This is a genomic window from Pseudoscardovia suis, assembly GCF_002797875.1.
GTDB lineage: Bacteria > Actinomycetota > Actinomycetes > Actinomycetales > Bifidobacteriaceae > Pseudoscardovia > Pseudoscardovia suis.
The window spans coordinates 303,244-320,141 of the sequence record NZ_PGFC01000002.1; the positions used below are offsets into that span (position 1 = coordinate 303,244).

At 59.0% G+C, this 16,898-nt stretch carries 25 protein-coding genes and 1 pseudogene; all 26 read left to right on the forward strand.

Features of this window, described 5'->3' with window-relative positions; translation table 11 throughout:
• Positions 1 to 23 precede the first annotated feature (23 nt).
• Positions 24 to 515: a 30S ribosomal protein S9 gene (gene rpsI, locus CLV65_RS03920; protein WP_094690596.1), complete on the forward strand. Its 492-nt coding sequence runs from the start codon at positions 24 to 26 to the stop codon at positions 513 to 515.
• Between the two features lie 259 nt (positions 516 to 774).
• On the forward strand, positions 775 to 3,531 hold the full coding sequence (adhE, locus tag CLV65_RS03925; RefSeq protein WP_094690595.1) for a bifunctional acetaldehyde-CoA/alcohol dehydrogenase: 2,757 nt from the start codon (positions 775 to 777) through the stop codon (positions 3,529 to 3,531).
• A gap of 407 nt (positions 3,532 to 3,938) precedes the next feature.
• Complete coding sequence (gene rpsJ / locus CLV65_RS03930) at positions 3,939 to 4,247, forward strand: 30S ribosomal protein S10 (protein ID WP_094690594.1); 309 nt, start codon at positions 3,939 to 3,941, stop codon at positions 4,245 to 4,247.
• 13 nt (positions 4,248 to 4,260) lie between these two features.
• Entirely contained in the window at positions 4,261 to 4,911 is a 651-nt protein-coding gene (gene rplC / locus CLV65_RS03935) for a 50S ribosomal protein L3 (RefSeq protein ID WP_094690593.1), read from the forward strand.
• Positions 4,912 to 4,917: 6 nt separating this feature from the next.
• A complete protein-coding gene (gene rplD, locus CLV65_RS03940) occupies positions 4,918 to 5,565 on the forward strand; it encodes a 50S ribosomal protein L4 (protein ID WP_094690592.1) in 648 nt (215 codons plus the stop codon).
• A 5-nt stretch (positions 5,566 to 5,570) separates the two neighbouring features.
• Positions 5,571 to 5,867 carry a 50S ribosomal protein L23 gene (gene rplW, locus CLV65_RS03945; RefSeq protein WP_094690591.1) on the forward strand — a complete coding sequence of 99 codons (297 nt, stop codon included), beginning with the start codon at positions 5,571 to 5,573 and terminating at the stop codon, positions 5,865 to 5,867.
• Positions 5,868 to 5,897: 30 nt separating this feature from the next.
• On the forward strand, positions 5,898 to 6,728 hold the full coding sequence (gene rplB / locus CLV65_RS03950) for a 50S ribosomal protein L2 (protein ID WP_094690590.1): 831 nt from the start codon (positions 5,898 to 5,900) through the stop codon (positions 6,726 to 6,728).
• Positions 6,729 to 6,743: 15 nt separating this feature from the next.
• Complete coding sequence (gene rpsS, locus CLV65_RS03955; RefSeq protein ID WP_094660080.1) at positions 6,744 to 7,022, forward strand: 30S ribosomal protein S19; 279 nt, start codon at positions 6,744 to 6,746, stop codon at positions 7,020 to 7,022.
• A gap of 22 nt (positions 7,023 to 7,044) precedes the next feature.
• On the forward strand, positions 7,045 to 7,404 hold the full coding sequence (gene rplV / locus CLV65_RS03960; RefSeq protein WP_094690589.1) for a 50S ribosomal protein L22: 360 nt from the start codon (positions 7,045 to 7,047) through the stop codon (positions 7,402 to 7,404).
• On the forward strand, positions 7,405 to 8,223 hold the full coding sequence (gene rpsC / locus CLV65_RS03965; RefSeq protein WP_094690588.1) for a 30S ribosomal protein S3: 819 nt from the start codon (positions 7,405 to 7,407) through the stop codon (positions 8,221 to 8,223).
• A gap of 4 nt (positions 8,224 to 8,227) precedes the next feature.
• A complete protein-coding gene (gene rplP, locus CLV65_RS03970) occupies positions 8,228 to 8,647 on the forward strand; it encodes a 50S ribosomal protein L16 (protein WP_094690587.1) in 420 nt (139 codons plus the stop codon).
• Positions 8,644 to 8,904 (forward strand): 50S ribosomal protein L29, encoded by a 261-nt coding sequence (gene rpmC / locus CLV65_RS03975; protein WP_094690586.1) that lies wholly within the window; start codon positions 8,644 to 8,646, stop codon positions 8,902 to 8,904. Before rplP ends, rpmC begins: the two co-directional genes overlap by 4 nt.
• A complete protein-coding gene (rpsQ, locus tag CLV65_RS03980) occupies positions 8,904 to 9,179 on the forward strand; it encodes a 30S ribosomal protein S17 (RefSeq protein WP_094690585.1) in 276 nt (91 codons plus the stop codon). The genes rpmC and rpsQ overlap by 1 nt, the downstream gene beginning before the upstream one ends.
• A 119-nt stretch (positions 9,180 to 9,298) precedes the next feature.
• Positions 9,299 to 9,667 carry a 50S ribosomal protein L14 gene (gene rplN, locus CLV65_RS03985; RefSeq protein WP_094690584.1) on the forward strand — a complete coding sequence of 123 codons (369 nt, stop codon included), beginning with the start codon at positions 9,299 to 9,301 and terminating at the stop codon, positions 9,665 to 9,667.
• Position 9,668: 1 nt separating this feature from the next.
• The gene (gene rplX / locus CLV65_RS03990) at positions 9,669 to 10,004 is read left to right on the forward strand and encodes a 50S ribosomal protein L24 (RefSeq protein WP_094690583.1); all 336 of its coding nucleotides are present in this window, start codon (positions 9,669 to 9,671) and stop codon (positions 10,002 to 10,004) included.
• Complete coding sequence (gene rplE, locus CLV65_RS03995; protein WP_094690582.1) at positions 10,001 to 10,567, forward strand: 50S ribosomal protein L5; 567 nt, start codon at positions 10,001 to 10,003, stop codon at positions 10,565 to 10,567. Before rplX ends, rplE begins: the two co-directional genes overlap by 4 nt.
• 1 nt (position 10,568) lies before the next feature.
• Positions 10,569 to 10,754 carry a type Z 30S ribosomal protein S14 gene (locus tag CLV65_RS04000; protein ID WP_004114370.1) on the forward strand — a complete coding sequence of 62 codons (186 nt, stop codon included), beginning with the start codon at positions 10,569 to 10,571 and terminating at the stop codon, positions 10,752 to 10,754.
• Positions 10,755 to 10,840: 86 nt separating this feature from the next.
• Positions 10,841 to 11,239 (forward strand): 30S ribosomal protein S8, encoded by a 399-nt coding sequence (gene rpsH, locus CLV65_RS04005; RefSeq protein WP_094690581.1) that lies wholly within the window; start codon positions 10,841 to 10,843, stop codon positions 11,237 to 11,239.
• Positions 11,240 to 11,256: 17 nt separating this feature from the next.
• Positions 11,257 to 11,796, forward strand: coding sequence for a 50S ribosomal protein L6 (rplF, locus tag CLV65_RS04010; RefSeq protein ID WP_094690580.1), 540 nt, complete (start codon positions 11,257 to 11,259; stop codon positions 11,794 to 11,796).
• Positions 11,796 to 12,164: a 50S ribosomal protein L18 gene (gene rplR / locus CLV65_RS04015; RefSeq protein WP_094690579.1), complete on the forward strand. Its 369-nt coding sequence runs from the start codon at positions 11,796 to 11,798 to the stop codon at positions 12,162 to 12,164. Before rplF ends, rplR begins: the two co-directional genes overlap by 1 nt.
• Positions 12,161 to 12,880: a 30S ribosomal protein S5 gene (gene rpsE, locus CLV65_RS04020; RefSeq protein ID WP_094690578.1), complete on the forward strand. Its 720-nt coding sequence runs from the start codon at positions 12,161 to 12,163 to the stop codon at positions 12,878 to 12,880. Before rplR ends, rpsE begins: the two co-directional genes overlap by 4 nt.
• Positions 12,880 to 13,068 (forward strand): 50S ribosomal protein L30, encoded by a 189-nt coding sequence (gene rpmD / locus CLV65_RS04025; protein ID WP_094690577.1) that lies wholly within the window; start codon positions 12,880 to 12,882, stop codon positions 13,066 to 13,068. Before rpsE ends, rpmD begins: the two co-directional genes overlap by 1 nt.
• Positions 13,069 to 13,070: 2 nt before the next feature.
• On the forward strand, positions 13,071 to 13,535 hold the full coding sequence (gene rplO, locus CLV65_RS04030; protein ID WP_094690576.1) for a 50S ribosomal protein L15: 465 nt from the start codon (positions 13,071 to 13,073) through the stop codon (positions 13,533 to 13,535).
• 177 nt (positions 13,536 to 13,712) lie between these two features.
• Positions 13,713 to 15,179 carry a preprotein translocase subunit SecY gene (gene secY / locus CLV65_RS04035; RefSeq protein WP_094690575.1) on the forward strand — a complete coding sequence of 489 codons (1,467 nt, stop codon included), beginning with the start codon at positions 13,713 to 13,715 and terminating at the stop codon, positions 15,177 to 15,179.
• A 114-nt stretch (positions 15,180 to 15,293) separates the two neighbouring features.
• Positions 15,294 to 15,857 carry an adenylate kinase gene (locus tag CLV65_RS04040; RefSeq protein WP_094690574.1) on the forward strand — a complete coding sequence of 188 codons (564 nt, stop codon included), beginning with the start codon at positions 15,294 to 15,296 and terminating at the stop codon, positions 15,855 to 15,857.
• Between the two features lie 425 nt (positions 15,858 to 16,282).
• Positions 16,283 to 16,843: pseudogene (locus CLV65_RS04045) on the forward strand (LemA family protein); the annotation flags it as partial.
• Positions 16,844 to 16,898: the final 55 nt, after the last annotated feature.

The window sequence follows — 16,898 nt, forward strand, 5'->3', positions numbered from 1 at the left end:
GGACCGAAAGGAGATCCACAATAATGGCTGACAACAACCAGAACTCCGCGGTCCAGGAGACCGAGGAAGAGCTCACTTCCTACACCACCGAGACCAACGCAGGCGCCGGCACTGGCACCTCCGCCATCGCCCCGGGTTATGGCACCGGCCGTCGCAAGGAAGCCGTCGCGCGTGTGCGCCTCGTTCCTGGCTCCGGCAAGTGGACGATCAACGGTCGTCCGCTTGAAGAGTACTTCCCGAGCCGCCTGCAGCAGCGTGAGGTCAATTCCCCAATCGTGCTGCTCAAGCTCGAGAACAAGTTCGACGTCATCGTGCTCGTTGACGGCGGCGGCGTGACTGGCCAGGCAGGTGCAATCCGCCTTGGCGTCGCACGTGCGCTCAATGCCATCGATCGCGATTCCAACCGTGCTGCACTCAAGAAGGCCGGCTTCCTCACCCGCGACGCTCGCGTCGTCGAGCGCAAGAAGGCTGGTCTGCACAAGGCTCGCAAGGCCCCGCAGTACTCCAAGCGTTAAAACGCTTCCGCACTATGTGCGCATCTACGCCCCAGTTCGCTGGGGCTTTTTTGTTTTTTCAACTCAGCTGTCGTCGCGCCTCGAATCCGGAATGTATTTGCACTACGACGCGACGATTTTCGCCACGCGCGAGTGTTTATGAAATATGGCGTTGATACGTTAAAGTGTGAGTTGGCTCACAGTAGTCACTGCGCTGTCGTAAGGTCGGCGAACGCGGTTTCGCCACCTGCCGAGGCAGCAGTGTGTTCAAGGAGGATCCGTGGCAAAAAACGCAACGGCAGATAGCAATACCAAGCCCCAAGTCGACGCTCAGGCAGAGGCTGACGCCAAGAAGGCGGCCGCCCAGGCTGAGGTTGATGAACTCGTCGCAAAGGCCCAGGTTGCGCTGAAGGAATACGAGAAGTTCGACCAGGAGACCATCGACCGCATCGTCGGCAAAGCATCTCTTGCAGCGCTGAACAAGCATCTTCAGCTCGCGAAGCTTGCCGTTGAGGAGACCCATCGTGGTTTGGTCGAAGACAAGGCCACGAAGAACATCTTCGCATGCGAGCATGTGACGCATTACATGGCAGGCCAGCGCACGGTCGGCATCATCAATGAGAACGATGTGGACGGCATCGTCGAGATCGCGGAGCCTGTCGGCGTTATCGCCGGCGTCACGCCCGTCACGAATCCTACGTCGACCGCCATCTTCAAGTCCCTGCTGGCATTGAAGACTCGCTGTCCAATCGTGTTTGGCTTCCATCCGTTTGCTCAGAAGTGCTCCGTCGCAGCTGCAAAAATCGTGCGCGACGCGGCAATCAAGGCCGGTGCCCCCGAAAACTGCATCCAGTGGATCGAACATCCCAGCATTGAGGCCACCCAGGCTCTCATGAGCCATCCTGGCGTCGCCACGATCCTCGCGACCGGCGGCCCGGGCATGGTGAAGGCGGCATACACCTCCGGCAAGCCTGCCCTTGGCGTCGGTCCGGGCAATGCGCCTGCATACGTCGATTCCGATGTCGACGTCGACCGCGCGGTCAACGACCTCGTGCTCTCGAAGCATTTCGATTACGGCCTGATTTGCGCCACCGAAAACGCCATCATCATCCACAAGGATGTCTATGATCGCGTGATCAACGAGCTTAAGCGTCGCAAGGCCTACTTCGTCAACGCGGAAGAGAAGACCAAGCTCGAGAAGTACATGTTCGGCGTGCAGGCGTACGCCCCGGAAGGCAGCCCGGCTCCGCGCCTCAACAGCGTGGTCCCCGGCAAGTCCCCGCAGTTCATCGCGAAGGAAGCAGGCTTCGAAGTGCCTGCCGATTGCACGATGATCGCCGCTGAATGCGCCGAAGTGGGCGAGCGCGAACCGCTGACGCTGGAAAAGCTGTGCCCCGTGCAGGCGATCCTCAAGGCGGAAGACAAGGAAGATGGCTTCACCAAGTGCGAGCAGATGCTCGTGCACGGCGCTGGCCATACCGCCGCCATCCATACCAACAACGAGGACCTGGTGCGTGAATTTGGCCTGCGCATGAAGGCATGCCGCATCCTGTGGAACTCCCCGTCGTCCCTTGGCGGCATCGGCGATATCTACAATGCAATCGCCCCGTCGCTCACGCTTGGCTGCGGCTCCTACGGCGGCAACTCGGTGTCCGGCAACGTTCAGGCCGTCAACCTCATCAACATCAAGCGTGTCGCTCGGAGGAACAACAACATGCAGTGGTTCAAGATCCCGCCCAAGACCTACTTCGAGCCGAACGCCATCCGTTATCTGCGCGACATGGTGGGTGTCAATCGCGTGGTCTTCGTGTGCGACAAGGTCATGATTCAGCTGGGCGTCGTTGAAAAGTGCATCGACCAGCTGCGCCGCCGCATGAACCATGTCGAATATCGCATCATCGACTACGTCGAGCCCGAGCCCAGCGTGGAAACCGTGCAGCGTGGCGCCGCGATGATGCGCGATGAGTTCGAGCCGGATACGATCATCGCAGTGGGCGGTGGCTCCGCCATGGATGCCGCCAAGATCATGTGGCTGCTCTACGAACACCCCGAGATCTCGTTCGACGACGTCAAGGAGAAGTTCTTCGACATCCGCAAGCGCGCGTTCCGTCTGCCGGAGCTCGGTCACAAGGCCAAGCTCGTGTGCATCCCGACGTCGTCCGGCACGGGCTCCGAAGTCACTCCTTACGCGGTCATCACCGACCACAAGACCGGCTTCAAATACCCGATCACCGATTATGCGCTCACGCCGTCCGTCGCTGTCATCGATCCGGTGCTCGCTCGCACCCAGCCGCGTCGCCTCGCGTGCGATTCCGGCATGGACGCACTGACCCACGCCATCGAGGCCTACACGTCCGTGTACGCCAACGACTTCACGGACGCCATGGCGCTCCACGCAATCGACCTCATCTGGCATAACCTCGATGCATCCGTCAACAAGAAGGACGTGGATGCTCAGGAGCGCATGCACAACGCAGCCACGATGGCAGGCATGGCGTTCGGTTCCGCGTTCCTCGGCATGTGCCATGCAATGGCCCATACCATCGGCGCTCTGTGCCATGTGGTGCACGGCCACACCAACGCAATCCTGCTGCCGTATGTGATTCGTTACAACGGCCAGGTGCCGGAGGAGCCCACGAGCTGGCCGAAGTACAGCAAGTACGTCGCCCCGCAGCGCTTCCAGAACATCTGCAAGCTGCTTGACATCAAGACCTCCTCGCCTGAGGATGCGGTCGAGAAGCTCGCCAGCGCCATCGAGGATTATCGCGACAACAAGCTGGGCATGGATGCTTCGTTCAAGGCTTGCGGCGTGGACGAGGAATACTTCTGGTCCATCCTCGACAAGATCGGCATGCGTGCATACGAGGATCAGTGCGCACCGGCAAATCCGCGCATCCCGCAGATCGAAGACATGAAGGACATCGCGATCGCTGCTTACTACGGTGTGTCGCAGGCCGAAGGTCACAAAATCCGTGAAGAGCGTGAAGGCGAAGCCGCGTTGCACGAGGCTTCGGAAGTCGTTCCGGAGGGCAAGTGACGCATCAGCGCTGAAGGGCCTCTGGTCTCAATAGCTGATGCCCATTGGCATCGGCTGAGCACTGGGACTGCCCGTCAGCGTGAGTTCGCAGGCATGATTGTGTGCCCGTCGGCATGAAAGTGCACCCATCAATATGTTTGGTGGGTGCACTTTTTCGATGTGGTGCCAGTCCATCGACACGCCCGAATTGCTGCGGTTTATGGGGTGTGCTTTAATAAACAAGTTGCCTGTTTTATGGCTCGCAAATTTCTCTTCTAAAAAGCGAGCGCGACGTGGCGAAAGCCAAGGGTCGCGCACTGATGTGGCTCTGCCAGGTCTGCCGTTTCAACGGTGGACGTAGCTGGTCTGCCTTGGTGATGTAATGCAGGTTGTAATTGTAACGAACCTTAAGAAAGGGCGGACGGCGAATGGCGGGACAGAAAATCCGCATCAGGCTTAAGTCCTATGACCATGAGGTCATCGACCAATCGGCGAAGACTATCGTCGAGACGGTCACCAACGCGGGCGCAACGGTTGTTGGCCCCGTTCCTCTTCCCACCGAGAAGAACGTGTTTGTTGTTATTCGTTCTCCTCATAAGTACAAGGATTCCCGCGAACACTTCGAGATGCGCACTCACAAGCGTCTCATCGACATCGTGGATCCTACCCCGAAGGCAGTCGACTCGCTGATGCACCTCGACCTGCCGTCGGAAGTGAACATCGAGATCAAGCTGTAGGGAGGAGGAAGCCATGGCTAACGAAAAGAATCGCGTTGCTCTCGTGGGCACGAAGCTCGGTATGTCCCAAGTGTGGGACGAGAACGGCTTCTTCGTCCCCGTCACCCTCGTGGATGTCTCCACGAACGTTGTGACCGCTGTCAAGACCGACGAAACCGATGGCTATCAGGCTATCCAGCTCGGCTACGGCGAAATCGATCCTGCGAAGGTTACCAAGCCTCTTGCAGGTCACTTCAAGAAGGCTGGCGTCACGCCGCGCCGTCACCTCGTCGAGGTGCGCACTGCTGATGCCGCTGATTACAAGACCGGTCAGGAGCTGACCGCTGAGGTGTTCGCTGAGGGCGCCACGGTTGACGTCACCGGCACCACGCGCGGCAAGGGCTTCGCTGGCACCATCAAGCGCTGGGGCTTCAAGTCCTATCGTCGTACCCACGGCTCGCACAAGAACGAACGCCGTCCCGGTTCTGTCGGCGCATGCGCTACTCCGTCCCGCATTCTCAAGGGCAAGCGCATGGCTGGCCGCATGGGCCACGCAACCAACACCGTGCTGAACCTCACTGTCGTCTCCTCTGACGCCGAGAAGGGCATCCTTGCTGTCAAGGGCGCCATCCCCGGTCCCAAGGGCGGCATCGTTGTGGTTCGCTCTGCAGTGAAGGGAGCCTGAATTTAAATGGCTAACGTTACTCTGAACGTCACCGACGCAACGGGCCAGGCTGCAGGCACCGTCGATGCACCGGCCGAGGTCTTCGGCATCGAGTTCGACGATGTGCGCAAGCACGTCCCGCTCGTGCACCAGGTCGTCATCGCACAGCTCGCTGCTGCACGTCGTGGCACGCACGCTGTCAAGAATCGCGCTCGCATCTCCGGCGGCGGCAAGAAGCCGTACAAGCAGAAGGGCACCGGTCGCGCTCGTCAGGGCTCCATCCGCGCTCCTCAGTTCGCCGGCGGCGCAGTCGTGCATGGCCCGGTGCCGCGCGACTACTCCCAGCGCACCCCCAAGAAGATGAAGGCTGCTGCTCTGCGCTATGTCCTGTCGGACCGCGCTAACGCTGGTCGTCTTCATGTTGTGGACTTCGCTCTGACCGAGCCGTCCACCAAGAAGGCGAAGGCCGCCCTGGTGCCTGTCGTCTCGGATCGTTTCACTACCGTCGTGCTTGGTCGTGAAGAGCTCAACACGTACCTGTCCGTGCGTAACCTGCGCACCGTGCACGTGCTGTTCGCCGATCAGCTCAACACGTACGATGTGGTCACCGCCGAGGACGTCGTCTTCTCCAAGGAAGGCTACGAAGCCTTCGTCAATGGCAAGAAGGAGGCCTGATTTCCATGGTGGCAGTTCACAAGCCCGCACACGACATCATCCTCAAGCCTGTTGTCTCCGAGAAGAGCTATGCGCTCTCCGATCGCGGCCAGTACACGTTCGTCGTGGCCAAGGACGCGAACAAGGTGCAGATTAAGCAGGCAATCGAAGAGATCTTCAAGGTCAAGGTCACCTCGGTCAACACCCTCAACCGTGCAGGCAAGCGTGTCCGCACCCGTTACGGTTACGGCCAGCGCGATTCCCAGAAGCGCGCAATCGTCACCGTTGCTGAGGGTCAGTCGATCGACATCTTTGGCAACTGAAGGCTAGCCGAGAAAGTTAGGAACTAAATTATGGCTATCCGCGTTTACAAGCCGACAAGCGCAGGACGTCGCAACGCTTCCGTTTCGGACTTCTCCGAAATCACGCGTTCGACCCCTGAGAAGTCGCTCGTTCGTCCTCTCAAGAAGACGGGCGGTCGCAATTCGTACGGTCGCATCACCTCCCGCCATCGCGGCGGCGGTCACAAGCGTCAGTACCGCATCATCGATTTCAAGCGTTGGGACAAGGACGGAGTGCCCGCCAAGGTCGCCGAAATCGAATACGATCCGAATCGTTCCGCTCGCATCGCCCTCCTGCACTTCGCAGATGGCGAGAAGCGTTACATCATCGCTCCCCAGGGCATCAAGCAGGGCGACATCATCGAGACCGGTGAGAACGCCGACATCAAGCCCGGCAACAACCTGCCGCTGCGCAACATCCCGACCGGTACGATCGTGCACGCAATCGAGCTCCGCCCGCTGGGTGGCGCGAAGATCGCACGTTCCGCTGGTGCCGCTGTGCAGCTCGTTGCAAAGGACGGCGCTTACGCTCAGCTGCGTATGCCGTCTGGCGAAATCCGCAACGTCGACGCTCGCTGCCGCGCAACGGTTGGTGAAGTTGGCAACGCTGACCACGCCAACGTGCAGCTCGGCAAGGCCGGTCGTGCCCGCTGGATGGGCAAGCGCCCGATCACCCGTGGTGAATCGATGAACGCTGTGGACCATCCGCATGGCGGTCGTACCCGCGGTGGCAAGCCGCCGGTTTCGCCGTGGGGCAAGGGCGAGGTTCGTACTCGTCGTCCGAAGAAGGCTTCGAACAAGATGATTGTTCGTCGTCGTCCGAATGGTAAGAACCGCAAGTAAGGGAGTGTCACACAGATGACTCGTAGCATCAAGAAGGGCCCCTTCGTCGACGCCCACTTGCAGAAGAAGGTCGACGAGCAGAACGAGAAGGGCACGCACAACGTCATCAAGACGTGGTCGCGCCGTTCGATGATCACCCCTGATTTCATCGGACACACCTTCGCTGTTCACGATGGTCGCAAGCACGTGCCCGTGTTCGTGACCGAAGCAATGGTTGGTCACAAGCTCGGTGAGTTCGCTCCTACGCGTACTTTCCGTGGCCATGTGAAGGATGACAAGAAGGCACGCCGCTAAAGGCGAGGAAGAGTAGAGACACATGGAAGCTAAAGCAGTTGCTCGTCACGTCCGCGTGACGCCGCGCAAGGCTCGCCGCATGGTCGACCTCATCCGAGGCAAGCAGGCGGAAGAAGCCATCAACATCCTCAAGTTCGCGCCCCAGGACGCTTCGGTGCCGGTGCTCAAGGTTCTTGAGTCCGCCATCGCAAACGCCCGCGTGAAGGCTGAGCGCGCCAACGAGCAGTTCCACGAGAACGAGCTCGTTGTGACCGAGACCTACGTGGACGAGGGCGTGACCCTCAAGCGTTTCCGCGCTCGTGCGCAGGGACGTGCAGCCCGTATCAACAAGCGCACCAGCCACATCACCGTGGTCGTCGCCGACAAGGAAGGAACCCGCTAAATGGGACAGAAGATTAACCCGTTCGGCTACCGTCTCGGCGTCACCGAATCTCACCGCAGCAAGTGGTTCTCCGATTCCGTCAAGCCGGGAGAGCGTTACAGCGATTTCGTGCTTGAGGATGACAAGATCCGCAAGGCCATGAACAAGGACCTGGAGCGTGCCGGTGTTTCCCGCATCGTCATCTCCCGCACTCGTGACCGTGTGCAGGTCGACATCCACACCGCTCGCCCGGGCATCGTCATCGGACGTCGTGGTGCAGAGGCCGATCGCGTGCGTGCCAAGCTTGAGAAGCTCACTGGCAAGCAGGTTCAGCTCAACATCTATGAGGTGAAGAACGCTGACCTGGACGCTCAGCTCGTTGCACAGTCCATCGCTGAGCAGCTGACCAACCGCGTGACCTTCCGTCGCGCGATGCGCAAGGCTCAGCAGGACGCAATGCGCGCAGGCGCCAAGGGCATCCGTATCAAGCTGTCCGGCCGCCTCGGTGGTGCTGAAATGAGCCGTTCCGAGTTCTATCGCGAGGGTCGCGTTCCGCTTCAGACGCTTCGCGCTCTCATTGACTATGGCTTCTTCGAGGCTCGCACCACGTACGGCCGCATCGGCGTGAAGGTGTGGATCTACAAGGGCGACATGACGGACGAGGAGTTCGAGGAGCAGCAGGCTCAGCAGAACAACCGTGGCCGTCGTGGTGACCGTCGTCCGCGCGGCAACCGCCGTGCTGCCAAGGAAGCAGCAACCGAGAACAAGCCGCAGGAAGCCCAGGCGGCTCCTGCAGCCGCTGCGGAGGCTCCCGCAGCCGCAACGGAAGCAAAGGAGTGACCTGATGCTGATTCCTAAGAGGGTCAAGTATCGCAAGCAGCAGCGTCCTACGCGTTCTGGCATGTCCAAGGGTGGCAATGAAATCGCTTTCGGCGATTACGGCATCCAGGCACTCGCCCCCGCGTACATCACGAATCGTCAGATTGAAGCTGCTCGTATCGCCATGACGCGTTACATCAAGCGCGGTGGTCGTGTGTGGATCACGATCTTCCCTGACCGCCCGCTGACCAAGCACGCTCTCGGTTCCCGAATGGGTTCCGGTAAGGGTGCTCCGGAATTCTGGATCGCCAACGTGCGTCCTGGCCGTGTCATGTTCGAAATCGGTGGCGTCCCCGAGGACGTCGCTCACGAGGCTCTTCGTCGTGCAATCGACAAGATGCCGATGAAGTGCAGGATCATTGCTCGTGAAGGCGGTGAAAACTGATGATCGGAACTGCTGAATACAGCATCGAGAATCTCAACGCTAAGACCAACGCTGAAATCGAGGGCGCTCTCAAGAAGTCCAAGGAGGAGCTTTTCAACCTCCGCTTCCAGTCCGCCACCGGTCAGCTGCAGAACACCGCCCGTCTCAAGGCGGTCAAGCGCGACATCGCCCGCATGTACACGGTGCTTCGCGAGCGTGAGCTCGGCATCACCACGGAACCCGCAGGTGAGTCCGACAACAAGGCTGAGGAGAAGTAATGGCTGAAGCTACTGAAACTCAGGAGCGGAATTTCCGCAAGACCCGCCGCGGCTACGTGGTGTCCGACGCTGCTGACAAGACCATTACGGTCGAGCTCGAGCAGCGTTCCACCCACCCGCTGTATGGCAAGGTCGTGCGTTCCACTCGTAAGGTCAAGGCCCATGATGAAAACAACGAGGCACATGTCGGTGACCTTGTTACAATTATGGAGACTCGTCCTTTGAGCAAGACGAAGCGCTGGCGTTTGGCAGCGATCGTCGAGCGCGCAAAGTAATAAGTTCGGCAAGGCTCGCCGTACACCACGATTAGGGCCGCATCGTCCGATGCGCTAGCATAGGATACTTGCGGCCCTTTTCGGGTGTACGGGGAGGACCAGCTCGGCTAAGGAGAAATATGATTCAGCAAGAATCAAGGCTTAAAGTCGCCGACAACACGGGCGCCAAGGAAATCCTGGCAATCCGCGTGCTCGGTGGTTCTAAGCGACGCTACGCCGGCATTGGCGACATCATCGTCGCCAGCGTCAAGGATGCAATTCCTGGCGGCTCGGTGAAGAAGGGCGACGTGGTCAAGGCCGTCGTCGTCCGCACTGTCAAGGAAAGCCGCCGCAAGGATGGCTCCTACATCAAGTTCGACGAGAACGCTGCCGTCATTCTCGGCAATGGCCGTGAACCGCGTGGCACTCGTATCTTCGGACCGGTCGGTCGTGAACTGCGCGACAAGCGCTTCATGAAGATCGTGTCCCTCGCTCCGGAGGTGATCTGACATGGTAGCCAAGATCAAGCAAGGCGATCAGGTCAAGGTCATCAAGGGCCGCGACCGCGGCGCAGAAGGCAAGGTCCTTCGCGTCCTCTCCAACGGTCGTATCATCGTTGAAGGCGTTCAGATCGTGAAGAAGCACGTGCGTGCCACGCGCGAAGGCCAGGAGTCTGGCATCATCTCGACTGAGGCCCCCATCGATCGCTCCAACGTAATGCTCATCGATCCCGAGTCGGGCAAGCCGACCCGCGTTGGCGTTCACGTGAAGGAAGAGGTCCGTGACGGCAAGGTGAAGCGCGTGCGCACTCGCTATGCCAAGAAGTCCGGAAAGGAGATCGCATGAGCGATATCGAAGCTCCCGCGACCCCGCGTCTGAAGCAAAAGTACAATGAGGAGATCGTTCCTGAGCTCGAGAAGGAGTTCAAGCACGCTAACCCCATGCAGATTCCTCGTCTCACCAAGGTCGTCGTCTCCATGGGCGTCGGTGCCGCAGCTCGCGACTCCAAGCTCATCGAAGGCGCAGTCAAGGACCTGACCCTGATCACCGGTCAGAAGCCGAAGATCACGAAGGCGAAGAAGTCCGTCGCACAGTTCCATCTGCGCGAAGGCCAGGAAATCGGTGCGTTCGTCACGCTTCGTGGCGACCGCATGTGGGAATTCCTGGATCGCCTGCTGACGCTCGCCCTGCCGCGTATCCGCGATTTCCGCGGCATCAACGGCAAGCAGTTCGACGGCAATGGCAACTACAACTTCGGTCTGACCGAGCAGTCCATGTTCCATGAGATCGATCCCGATAACATCGATCACGTGCGTGGTATGGACATCACCGTTGTGACCACCACCAAGGACGATAAGGAAGCTTACGCGCTGCTCAAGGCTCTCGGCTTCCCGTTCAAGGAGAACTGAAATGGCAAAAACCGCTCTGAAGAACAAGGCGGCCGCTAAGCCGAAGTTTAAGGTGCGCGCTTACACGCGTTGCCAGGTCTGCGGTCGTCCCCATTCCGTGTATCGCAAGTTCGGCCTGTGCCGCGTGTGCCTTCGTGAGAAGGCCCACCGCGGTGAGCTGCCCGGCGTGACGAAGTCCAGTTGGTGATATTTGACGCTGAAGGTCTGCGGCTGTGCCGGATGAGAATCCGAGCACAGCGGCGGAAACCACGGCGAGGAAGGGCATAAGCCCACATGACAATGACAGATCCGATCGCAGACATGCTTACGCGTCTGCGTAATGCGAGCGCGGCTAAGCACAAGACCGTTGACATGCCGTACTCCAAGTTCAAGGCGAACATCGCTGATATCCTCAAGCGCGAGGGTTATATCAAGGATTACACCGCCAAGGAAGCCAAGGTCGGCAAGACCCTTGAGATCACTCTCAAGTACGGTCAGTACGGCCAGCGTTCCATCCAGGGCATCAAGCGCGTGTCGAAGCCTGGTCTTCGTCGTTACGCGAAGTCCGATGAGCTCCCCATGCCGCTCGGCGGCCTGGGCATCGCCATCATTTCGACTTCCTCCGGCCTGATGACTCAGAAGGAATGCCTGGACAAGGGCATCGGCGGCGAAATCGTCGCTTTCGTTTGGTGAGAAAGGAGAGCTGAAACATGGCATCGCATATTGGTAAGCTCCCCATCGCCATTCCGTCCGGCGTTGAGGCATCCGTTAAGGATTCCACGGTCACCGTCAAGGGCCCGAAGGGCACCGACGAGTACACCTTCCCGGAGAATATCTCCGTGGAAGTGCAGGACAACGAGATCGTGGTGTCCGCTGCTGACAATGAGCGTGAGACCCGTGCAAAGCACGGTCTGGCTCGCGCAATCATCGCATCCAAGGTCAAGGGCGTGCATGAGGGTTACCGCAAGCACCTGCTCATCGTCGGCACCGGTTACCGCGTGCAGGCCAAGGGCAAGGGCCTCGAGTTCTCCCTCGGTTACTCGCACACCATTACCGTGAACGCTCCTGAAGGCATCACGTTCGAGGTGCCGAACCAGAACGAGCTTTTCGTGTCCGGCATGGACAAGCAGCTCGTCGGTCAGGTTGCCGCGAACATCCGCAAGCTGCGCGCCCCGGAACCCTACAAGGGCAAGGGCATCAAGTACGAGGATGAGCACATCCTGCGCAAGGCTGGAAAGGCTGGTAAGTAATGAGCGTCAAGATCCTGGGTAAGGGCAAGTTCGTTGCCCGCGCGCGTCGTCACGCTCGTATCCGCAAGAAGGTCGTCGGCACCCCGGAGCGTCCCCGCCTCGTGGTGACCCGTACCAACCGCAACATCATCGCCCAGATCGTCGATGACACCAAGGGCGTGACGCTCGTTTCCGAGTCCACGCTCCACAATGACTTCGACTTCAAGGGCACCAAGACCGAAGCCGCCAAGGAAGTTGGCCTGCGTATTGCAGCAAAGGCCAAGGAGGCTGGCATCACCGCCGTGTGCTTCGACCGCGGTGGCAACAAGTACCACGGCCGCGTCGCAGCGGTTGCTGATGGTGCTCGCGAAGGAGGCCTGGCGCTGTGAGCGATAACGAAGTTAAGGAAACTGCAGTGGCAGAACAGTCCGACAACAACGCGGCAGCGACGAAGTCCGACGAGCGCAAGGGCCGCCGCGGCGGCCGCAACGAGCGTCGCAACCGTCGTGATCACGAGGAGAACCGCGGCGACGAGATGCTCGATCGCGTCGTCACGATCAACCGTGTCGCTAAGGTTCACAAGGGCGGTCGCACGTTCAGCTTCGCGGCTCTGGTTGTCGTCGGTGACGGCAACGGTACCGTGGGCGTGGGCTACGGCAAGTCCCGCGAGGTCCCGGCTGCAATCGCCAAGGGCCAGCTCGATGCCAAGAAGCACATGTTCACCGTTCCGCGCGTTCGTGGCACCATCACCCATCCGGTGATCGGCCATGACGCCGCCGGCACTGTGCTGCTTCGTCCGGCTGCCCCGGGTACCGGCGTTATCGCCGGTGGCGCTGTGCGTGCAGTCATGGAGTGCGCAGGTATCTCTGATATCCTGACCAAGTCCATGGGCTCCGACAACGCTATCAACACCGTGAATGCGACCGTTGCAGCTCTCAAGCAGCTCGAAGAGCCTGAAGAGGTTGCTGCCCGTCGTGGCCTGTCGCTTCAGGAAGTTGCTCCTGACCGCCTCCTGCGTGAGCGCGCCAAGGGCATCGCTGAGGCTCGCGAGGCTCGCGAAAAGGCTGCGGCTGAGAAGGCCGCCGAGAAGAAGGATGGTGAGTGATGGCTGACAAGCAGATCAAGGTCACCCTGGTTCGTGGTCTTGTGAACCGCACCCCCAACCAGCGTGTGAACGTCAAGCAGCTCGGCCTGCACAAGATCGGCCAGTCCGTGATCGTCCCTGATGATCCGGTCCATCGTGGCATCATCCAGAAGGTGCGCCACATGGTCACCGTCGAGGAGGCTAACTGATTATGGCTAATAACAACGAAGAAGTCGACATCCTCCAGATGCACAACCTTCGTCCGGCTCCGGGCGCCAACAAGAAGCGCATCCGCGTCGGCCGTGGTGAAGGCTCCAAGGGCAAGACCTCGGGCCGTGGCACCAAGGGCACGGGCGCTCGTTATCAGGTTCGTCCTGGTTTCGAAGGCGGCCAGCTGCCTCTGTACATGCGTCTGCCGAAGCTGCGCGGCTTCAAGAGCCCCTTCAAGAAGGAGTTCCAGGTCGTCAACCTCAAGCGCATTGCCGAAGTCTTCCCCGATGGCGGCGACGTCACCGTCGAGGCTCTCGTCAAGGCAGGCCTTGTGCGCTCCGGTTATCCGGTCAAGGTTCTCGCTGACGGTGAGATCTCCAAGGCTTACAACTTCAAGGGCGTGAAGGCTTCTGCCTCCGCTTCCAAGAAGATCGAGGCCGCAGGTGGTTCCGTCTCCGAGGAGTAGCTCTTATGAGCGAAACACGCAAGAAGCGATGAGCCTCTTGTGTAAGTGAAGAAATTTCGCCCCTTTCCCGCTTTTCGGCGGGGGAGGGGCGAATTCTTTGCTATGATGTTGTTCAGTGTGTGCCCGAACGGGTAGCGGCGTAGGAGTCCGTTGATCCGACCGAGGAAGGAACATCTAGTGAAAACGCTGATCCAAGCGTTGCGCACAAAGGAGCTGCGCAACAAGATCCTGTTCGTCTTGTTGATGATTCTCATCTACCGCATCGGATCGTATATCCCCACTCCAGGCGTCGATTACAAGGCTGTCCATGAGTGCGTGACCACCATGTCCGGCTCCAGCCAAGAGAACTTCGTCGGGCTCGTCAACCTCTTCTCCGGCGGCTCGTTGCTCCAGCTGTCGATCTTCGCGCTCGGCGTCACGCCGTACATCACGGCGTCCATCGTGATCCAGCTGCTCCGCGTCGTCATTCCGCGATTCGAACAGCTGCATCGTGAAGGCCAGTCTGGTGAAGCAAAGCTCACCGAATACACGCGTTACCTGACCATCGGCCTCGCCGTGCTCCAATCCAGCACCATCATCGTCACCGCCCGAACCGGCGCCCTGTTCAACTACATGTGCTCCGACGTGATCCCCGACACGTCCTTCGCCAACATGCTCATCATGGTGATGGTCCTGACCGGCGCAACCGGTTTCATCATGTGGATGGCCGAGCTTGTGACCGACAAGGGCATCGGCAACGGCATGTCCGTGTTGATCTTCATCTCCATCTGCTCCGGCTTCCTCAATAACCTGTGGAACATCCACACCGAGGAGAACGGCTGGGTCAAGTTCGGTGTCGTCGTTGGCGTGTTCATCGTCATCCTTATCTTCGTGGACTATGTCGAGCTGTGCCAGCGTCGTATCCCGGTGCAGTACACCCGCCGCATGATCGGTCGCAAGATGTACGGCGGAAGCTCCACGTATCTGCCGCTCAAGATCAACATGTCCGGCGTTATTCCGCCCATCTTCGCATCGTCCATCCTGTCGGTGCCTACGTTGATTTCGCAGTTTGGCAATTCCGATCAGTCGTGGGTCCAGTGGATCAACACGAACCTTGGTTCCTCCACCACCGTGTGGTACATCGTGCTGTATTCGCTCATGATCGTGTTCTTCACCTTCTTCTACACGTCCGTCACTTTCAACCCCGAAGAGGTCGCGGACGACATGAAGGAGTATGGCGGCTTCATCCCTGGCGTTCGTGCCGGTCGAGCAACCGCTGAATACCTCAACTACGTCATGAACCGTCTCAACACGGTGGGTGCCATCTACATTCTGTTCGTCGCGCTCATCCCGACCGTGCTCATCAAGGCGCTTAACCTCAACACCTCTCTGCCTTTCGGCGGTACGACGATCCTCATCATTGCGGGTGTCGGTCTCGATACCCTGCGTCAGGCAAAAGCTCAGACCGAACAGTTCCAGTATGAGCACTTCCTTGTTGCGCAGGACCCTGAGAAAATCGAGGATTCCACGGATGATGAGACGGACGAATCCGTTGATTCGCAGACCGAGGCCTCTGCCGACGATCAGGCAACCGAGGAAGCGGAAACTGCAACTGCTGATACCGATTCCGATTCCACGGACAAGGCTTCAGCGGACGCGGAGTGATGCGACCAAAGGTTCATTAACTCAGGCAGCTTCCATCCACCAATCGAAGAAACACAATCCACGGCGTGGCACACCTACCAGTGCGCCGCGCCCATCCAATTCAAGGAGTAATCAATGCGACTTCTCATCATGGGCCCCCAGGGCGTTGGCAAGGGCACTCAGGCTGCTCTCCTGAGCAAGCATTACAACATCCCTGCCATCTCCACCGGTGACATCTTCCGCTTCAACATCAAGAACAAGACGCCGCTCGGCCTTGAAGCGCTTGAATACATCAACAAGGGCGAGCTCGTGCCCGATGAGCTGACCAACAAGATCGTCAAGGACCGCCTTGCTCAGGACGATGCCAAGAACGGTTGGATTCTCGATGGCTATCCGCGCAACGCTTCCCAGGTGGAGGCACTCGATGCAATGCTCGCGGATCTGGGCACTCCGCTCGACGCTGTCGTCGCCCTTACCGCTGACCATGACGTGCTCATGGACCGCATGATGAAGCGCGCACAGCTCGAAGGCCGTTCGGATGACAATCCTGAAGCCATTGCAAAGCGCCTCGACGTCTACGCAAAGGAGACCGCACCGCTCCTTGACACGTACAAGTCCCGCGGTTTGCTCCACGAGTTCAACGGCGTGGGTGAAATCGACGACATTCAGGCAACGATCATCAAGGGTCTCGGCGAGTAGTCACCTGCAAGCAATCCAAGGATGCGCTGGCATGACTTTCCCTGCCAGCGCATGAAGACACACGCAATTCAATTGACCGCCTCACGGCGGTCAATTTTTTATTGAGCGAAACAGAAACTTTTTATTGAGCGAAACAGAAACTTTTTATTGAGCGAAACAGAAACAGAAGACAGAAATAGAAGTATGCGCGATAGCCTCAGCGTAAGGGTTGCTTCTATGGTTGCGAAGGTCTGTAATGTGCGGGAAGCGATAATTGCAGGCTTTGGGACTGCACCACAAGGCAATGCACGATGGTCACGGCGCTTGGTGTGAAGCCAGGCAAATTGCCACATGACTGCAGCCACGACACAGCAGCCACGACACAGCAGCAACGACACGATGAGAAAAACCAGCTGAACCGCACAGGTCCCGTGTAGACTTAAAACATGGCAGTAATTGTTATCGTAATCATCGTCGTTCTGATGCTGGCACTGTGGCTGGCATCGACCTACAACAACTTGGTCAGCATGAGAAATCTCGTCAAGAACGGGTGGGCGCAGATTGATGTGCAGCTCAAGCAGCGCGCCGATCTCATCCCCAACCTTGTCGAGACCGTCAAGGGCTATGCCTCGCATGAAAGCAGCGTTTTGGAAGAAGTCACTCGCGCCCGGTCCCATGCACTAGCCGCGGCCCAGACGCAAGCGTCTCCTGAGCAGCGTGCTGCGGCTGAAAACGAGCTGAGCCGCGCGATTCTCAACCTGAATGCGGTTTCCGAGAATTATCCGCAGCTCCAGGCCAATCAGAACTTCCTTGATCTGCAGAACCAGCTCAAGCAAATCGAGCAGAAGATCGCCTACGCCCGTCAGATGTACAACGACGTCGTGCTCAAGTACAACAACAGCATCCAGATGTTCCCCTCGAACATTGTCGCCGGCATGTTCCACTTCATCGAGGCGCAGTTCTTCAGTGTCGCAGGTCAGGATCGTGAGGTCCCCAAGGTGAGTTTCGCCGCTCCTGGCGCCCCGGCATCCCAGTCCACCGAGGGACCGTTCACCAAGTTCA

Bases quoted from the DNA above. Each gene is read 5' to 3' on its own strand.
- rpsI (WP_094690596.1), top strand. From the start codon at position 24: ATGGCTGACAACAACCAGAACTCCGCGGTCCAGGAGACCGAGGAAGAG.
- rpsJ (WP_094690594.1), top strand. From the start codon at position 3,939: ATGGCGGGACAGAAAATCCGCATCAGGCTTAAGTCCTATGACCATGAG.
- rplC (WP_094690593.1), top strand. From the start codon at position 4,261: ATGGCTAACGAAAAGAATCGCGTTGCTCTCGTGGGCACGAAGCTCGGT.
- rplD (WP_094690592.1), top strand. From the start codon at position 4,918: ATGGCTAACGTTACTCTGAACGTCACCGACGCAACGGGCCAGGCTGCA.
- rplW (WP_094690591.1), top strand. From the start codon at position 5,571: ATGGTGGCAGTTCACAAGCCCGCACACGACATCATCCTCAAGCCTGTT.
- rplB (WP_094690590.1), top strand. From the start codon at position 5,898: ATGGCTATCCGCGTTTACAAGCCGACAAGCGCAGGACGTCGCAACGCT.
- rpsS (WP_094660080.1), top strand. From the start codon at position 6,744: ATGACTCGTAGCATCAAGAAGGGCCCCTTCGTCGACGCCCACTTGCAG.
- rplV (WP_094690589.1), top strand. From the start codon at position 7,045: ATGGAAGCTAAAGCAGTTGCTCGTCACGTCCGCGTGACGCCGCGCAAG.
- rpsC (WP_094690588.1), top strand. From the start codon at position 7,405: ATGGGACAGAAGATTAACCCGTTCGGCTACCGTCTCGGCGTCACCGAA.
- rplP (WP_094690587.1), top strand. From the start codon at position 8,228: ATGCTGATTCCTAAGAGGGTCAAGTATCGCAAGCAGCAGCGTCCTACG.
- rpsQ (WP_094690585.1), top strand. From the start codon at position 8,904: ATGGCTGAAGCTACTGAAACTCAGGAGCGGAATTTCCGCAAGACCCGC.
- rplN (WP_094690584.1), top strand. From the start codon at position 9,299: ATGATTCAGCAAGAATCAAGGCTTAAAGTCGCCGACAACACGGGCGCC.
- rplX (WP_094690583.1), top strand. From the start codon at position 9,669: ATGGTAGCCAAGATCAAGCAAGGCGATCAGGTCAAGGTCATCAAGGGC.
- rplE (WP_094690582.1), top strand. From the start codon at position 10,001: ATGAGCGATATCGAAGCTCCCGCGACCCCGCGTCTGAAGCAAAAGTAC.
- CLV65_RS04000 (WP_004114370.1), top strand. From the start codon at position 10,569: ATGGCAAAAACCGCTCTGAAGAACAAGGCGGCCGCTAAGCCGAAGTTT.
- rpsH (WP_094690581.1), top strand. From the start codon at position 10,841: ATGACAATGACAGATCCGATCGCAGACATGCTTACGCGTCTGCGTAAT.
- rplF (WP_094690580.1), top strand. From the start codon at position 11,257: ATGGCATCGCATATTGGTAAGCTCCCCATCGCCATTCCGTCCGGCGTT.
- rplR (WP_094690579.1), top strand. From the start codon at position 11,796: ATGAGCGTCAAGATCCTGGGTAAGGGCAAGTTCGTTGCCCGCGCGCGT.
- rpmD (WP_094690577.1), top strand. From the start codon at position 12,880: ATGGCTGACAAGCAGATCAAGGTCACCCTGGTTCGTGGTCTTGTGAAC.
- rplO (WP_094690576.1), top strand. From the start codon at position 13,071: ATGGCTAATAACAACGAAGAAGTCGACATCCTCCAGATGCACAACCTT.
- CLV65_RS04040 (WP_094690574.1), top strand. From the start codon at position 15,294: ATGCGACTTCTCATCATGGGCCCCCAGGGCGTTGGCAAGGGCACTCAG.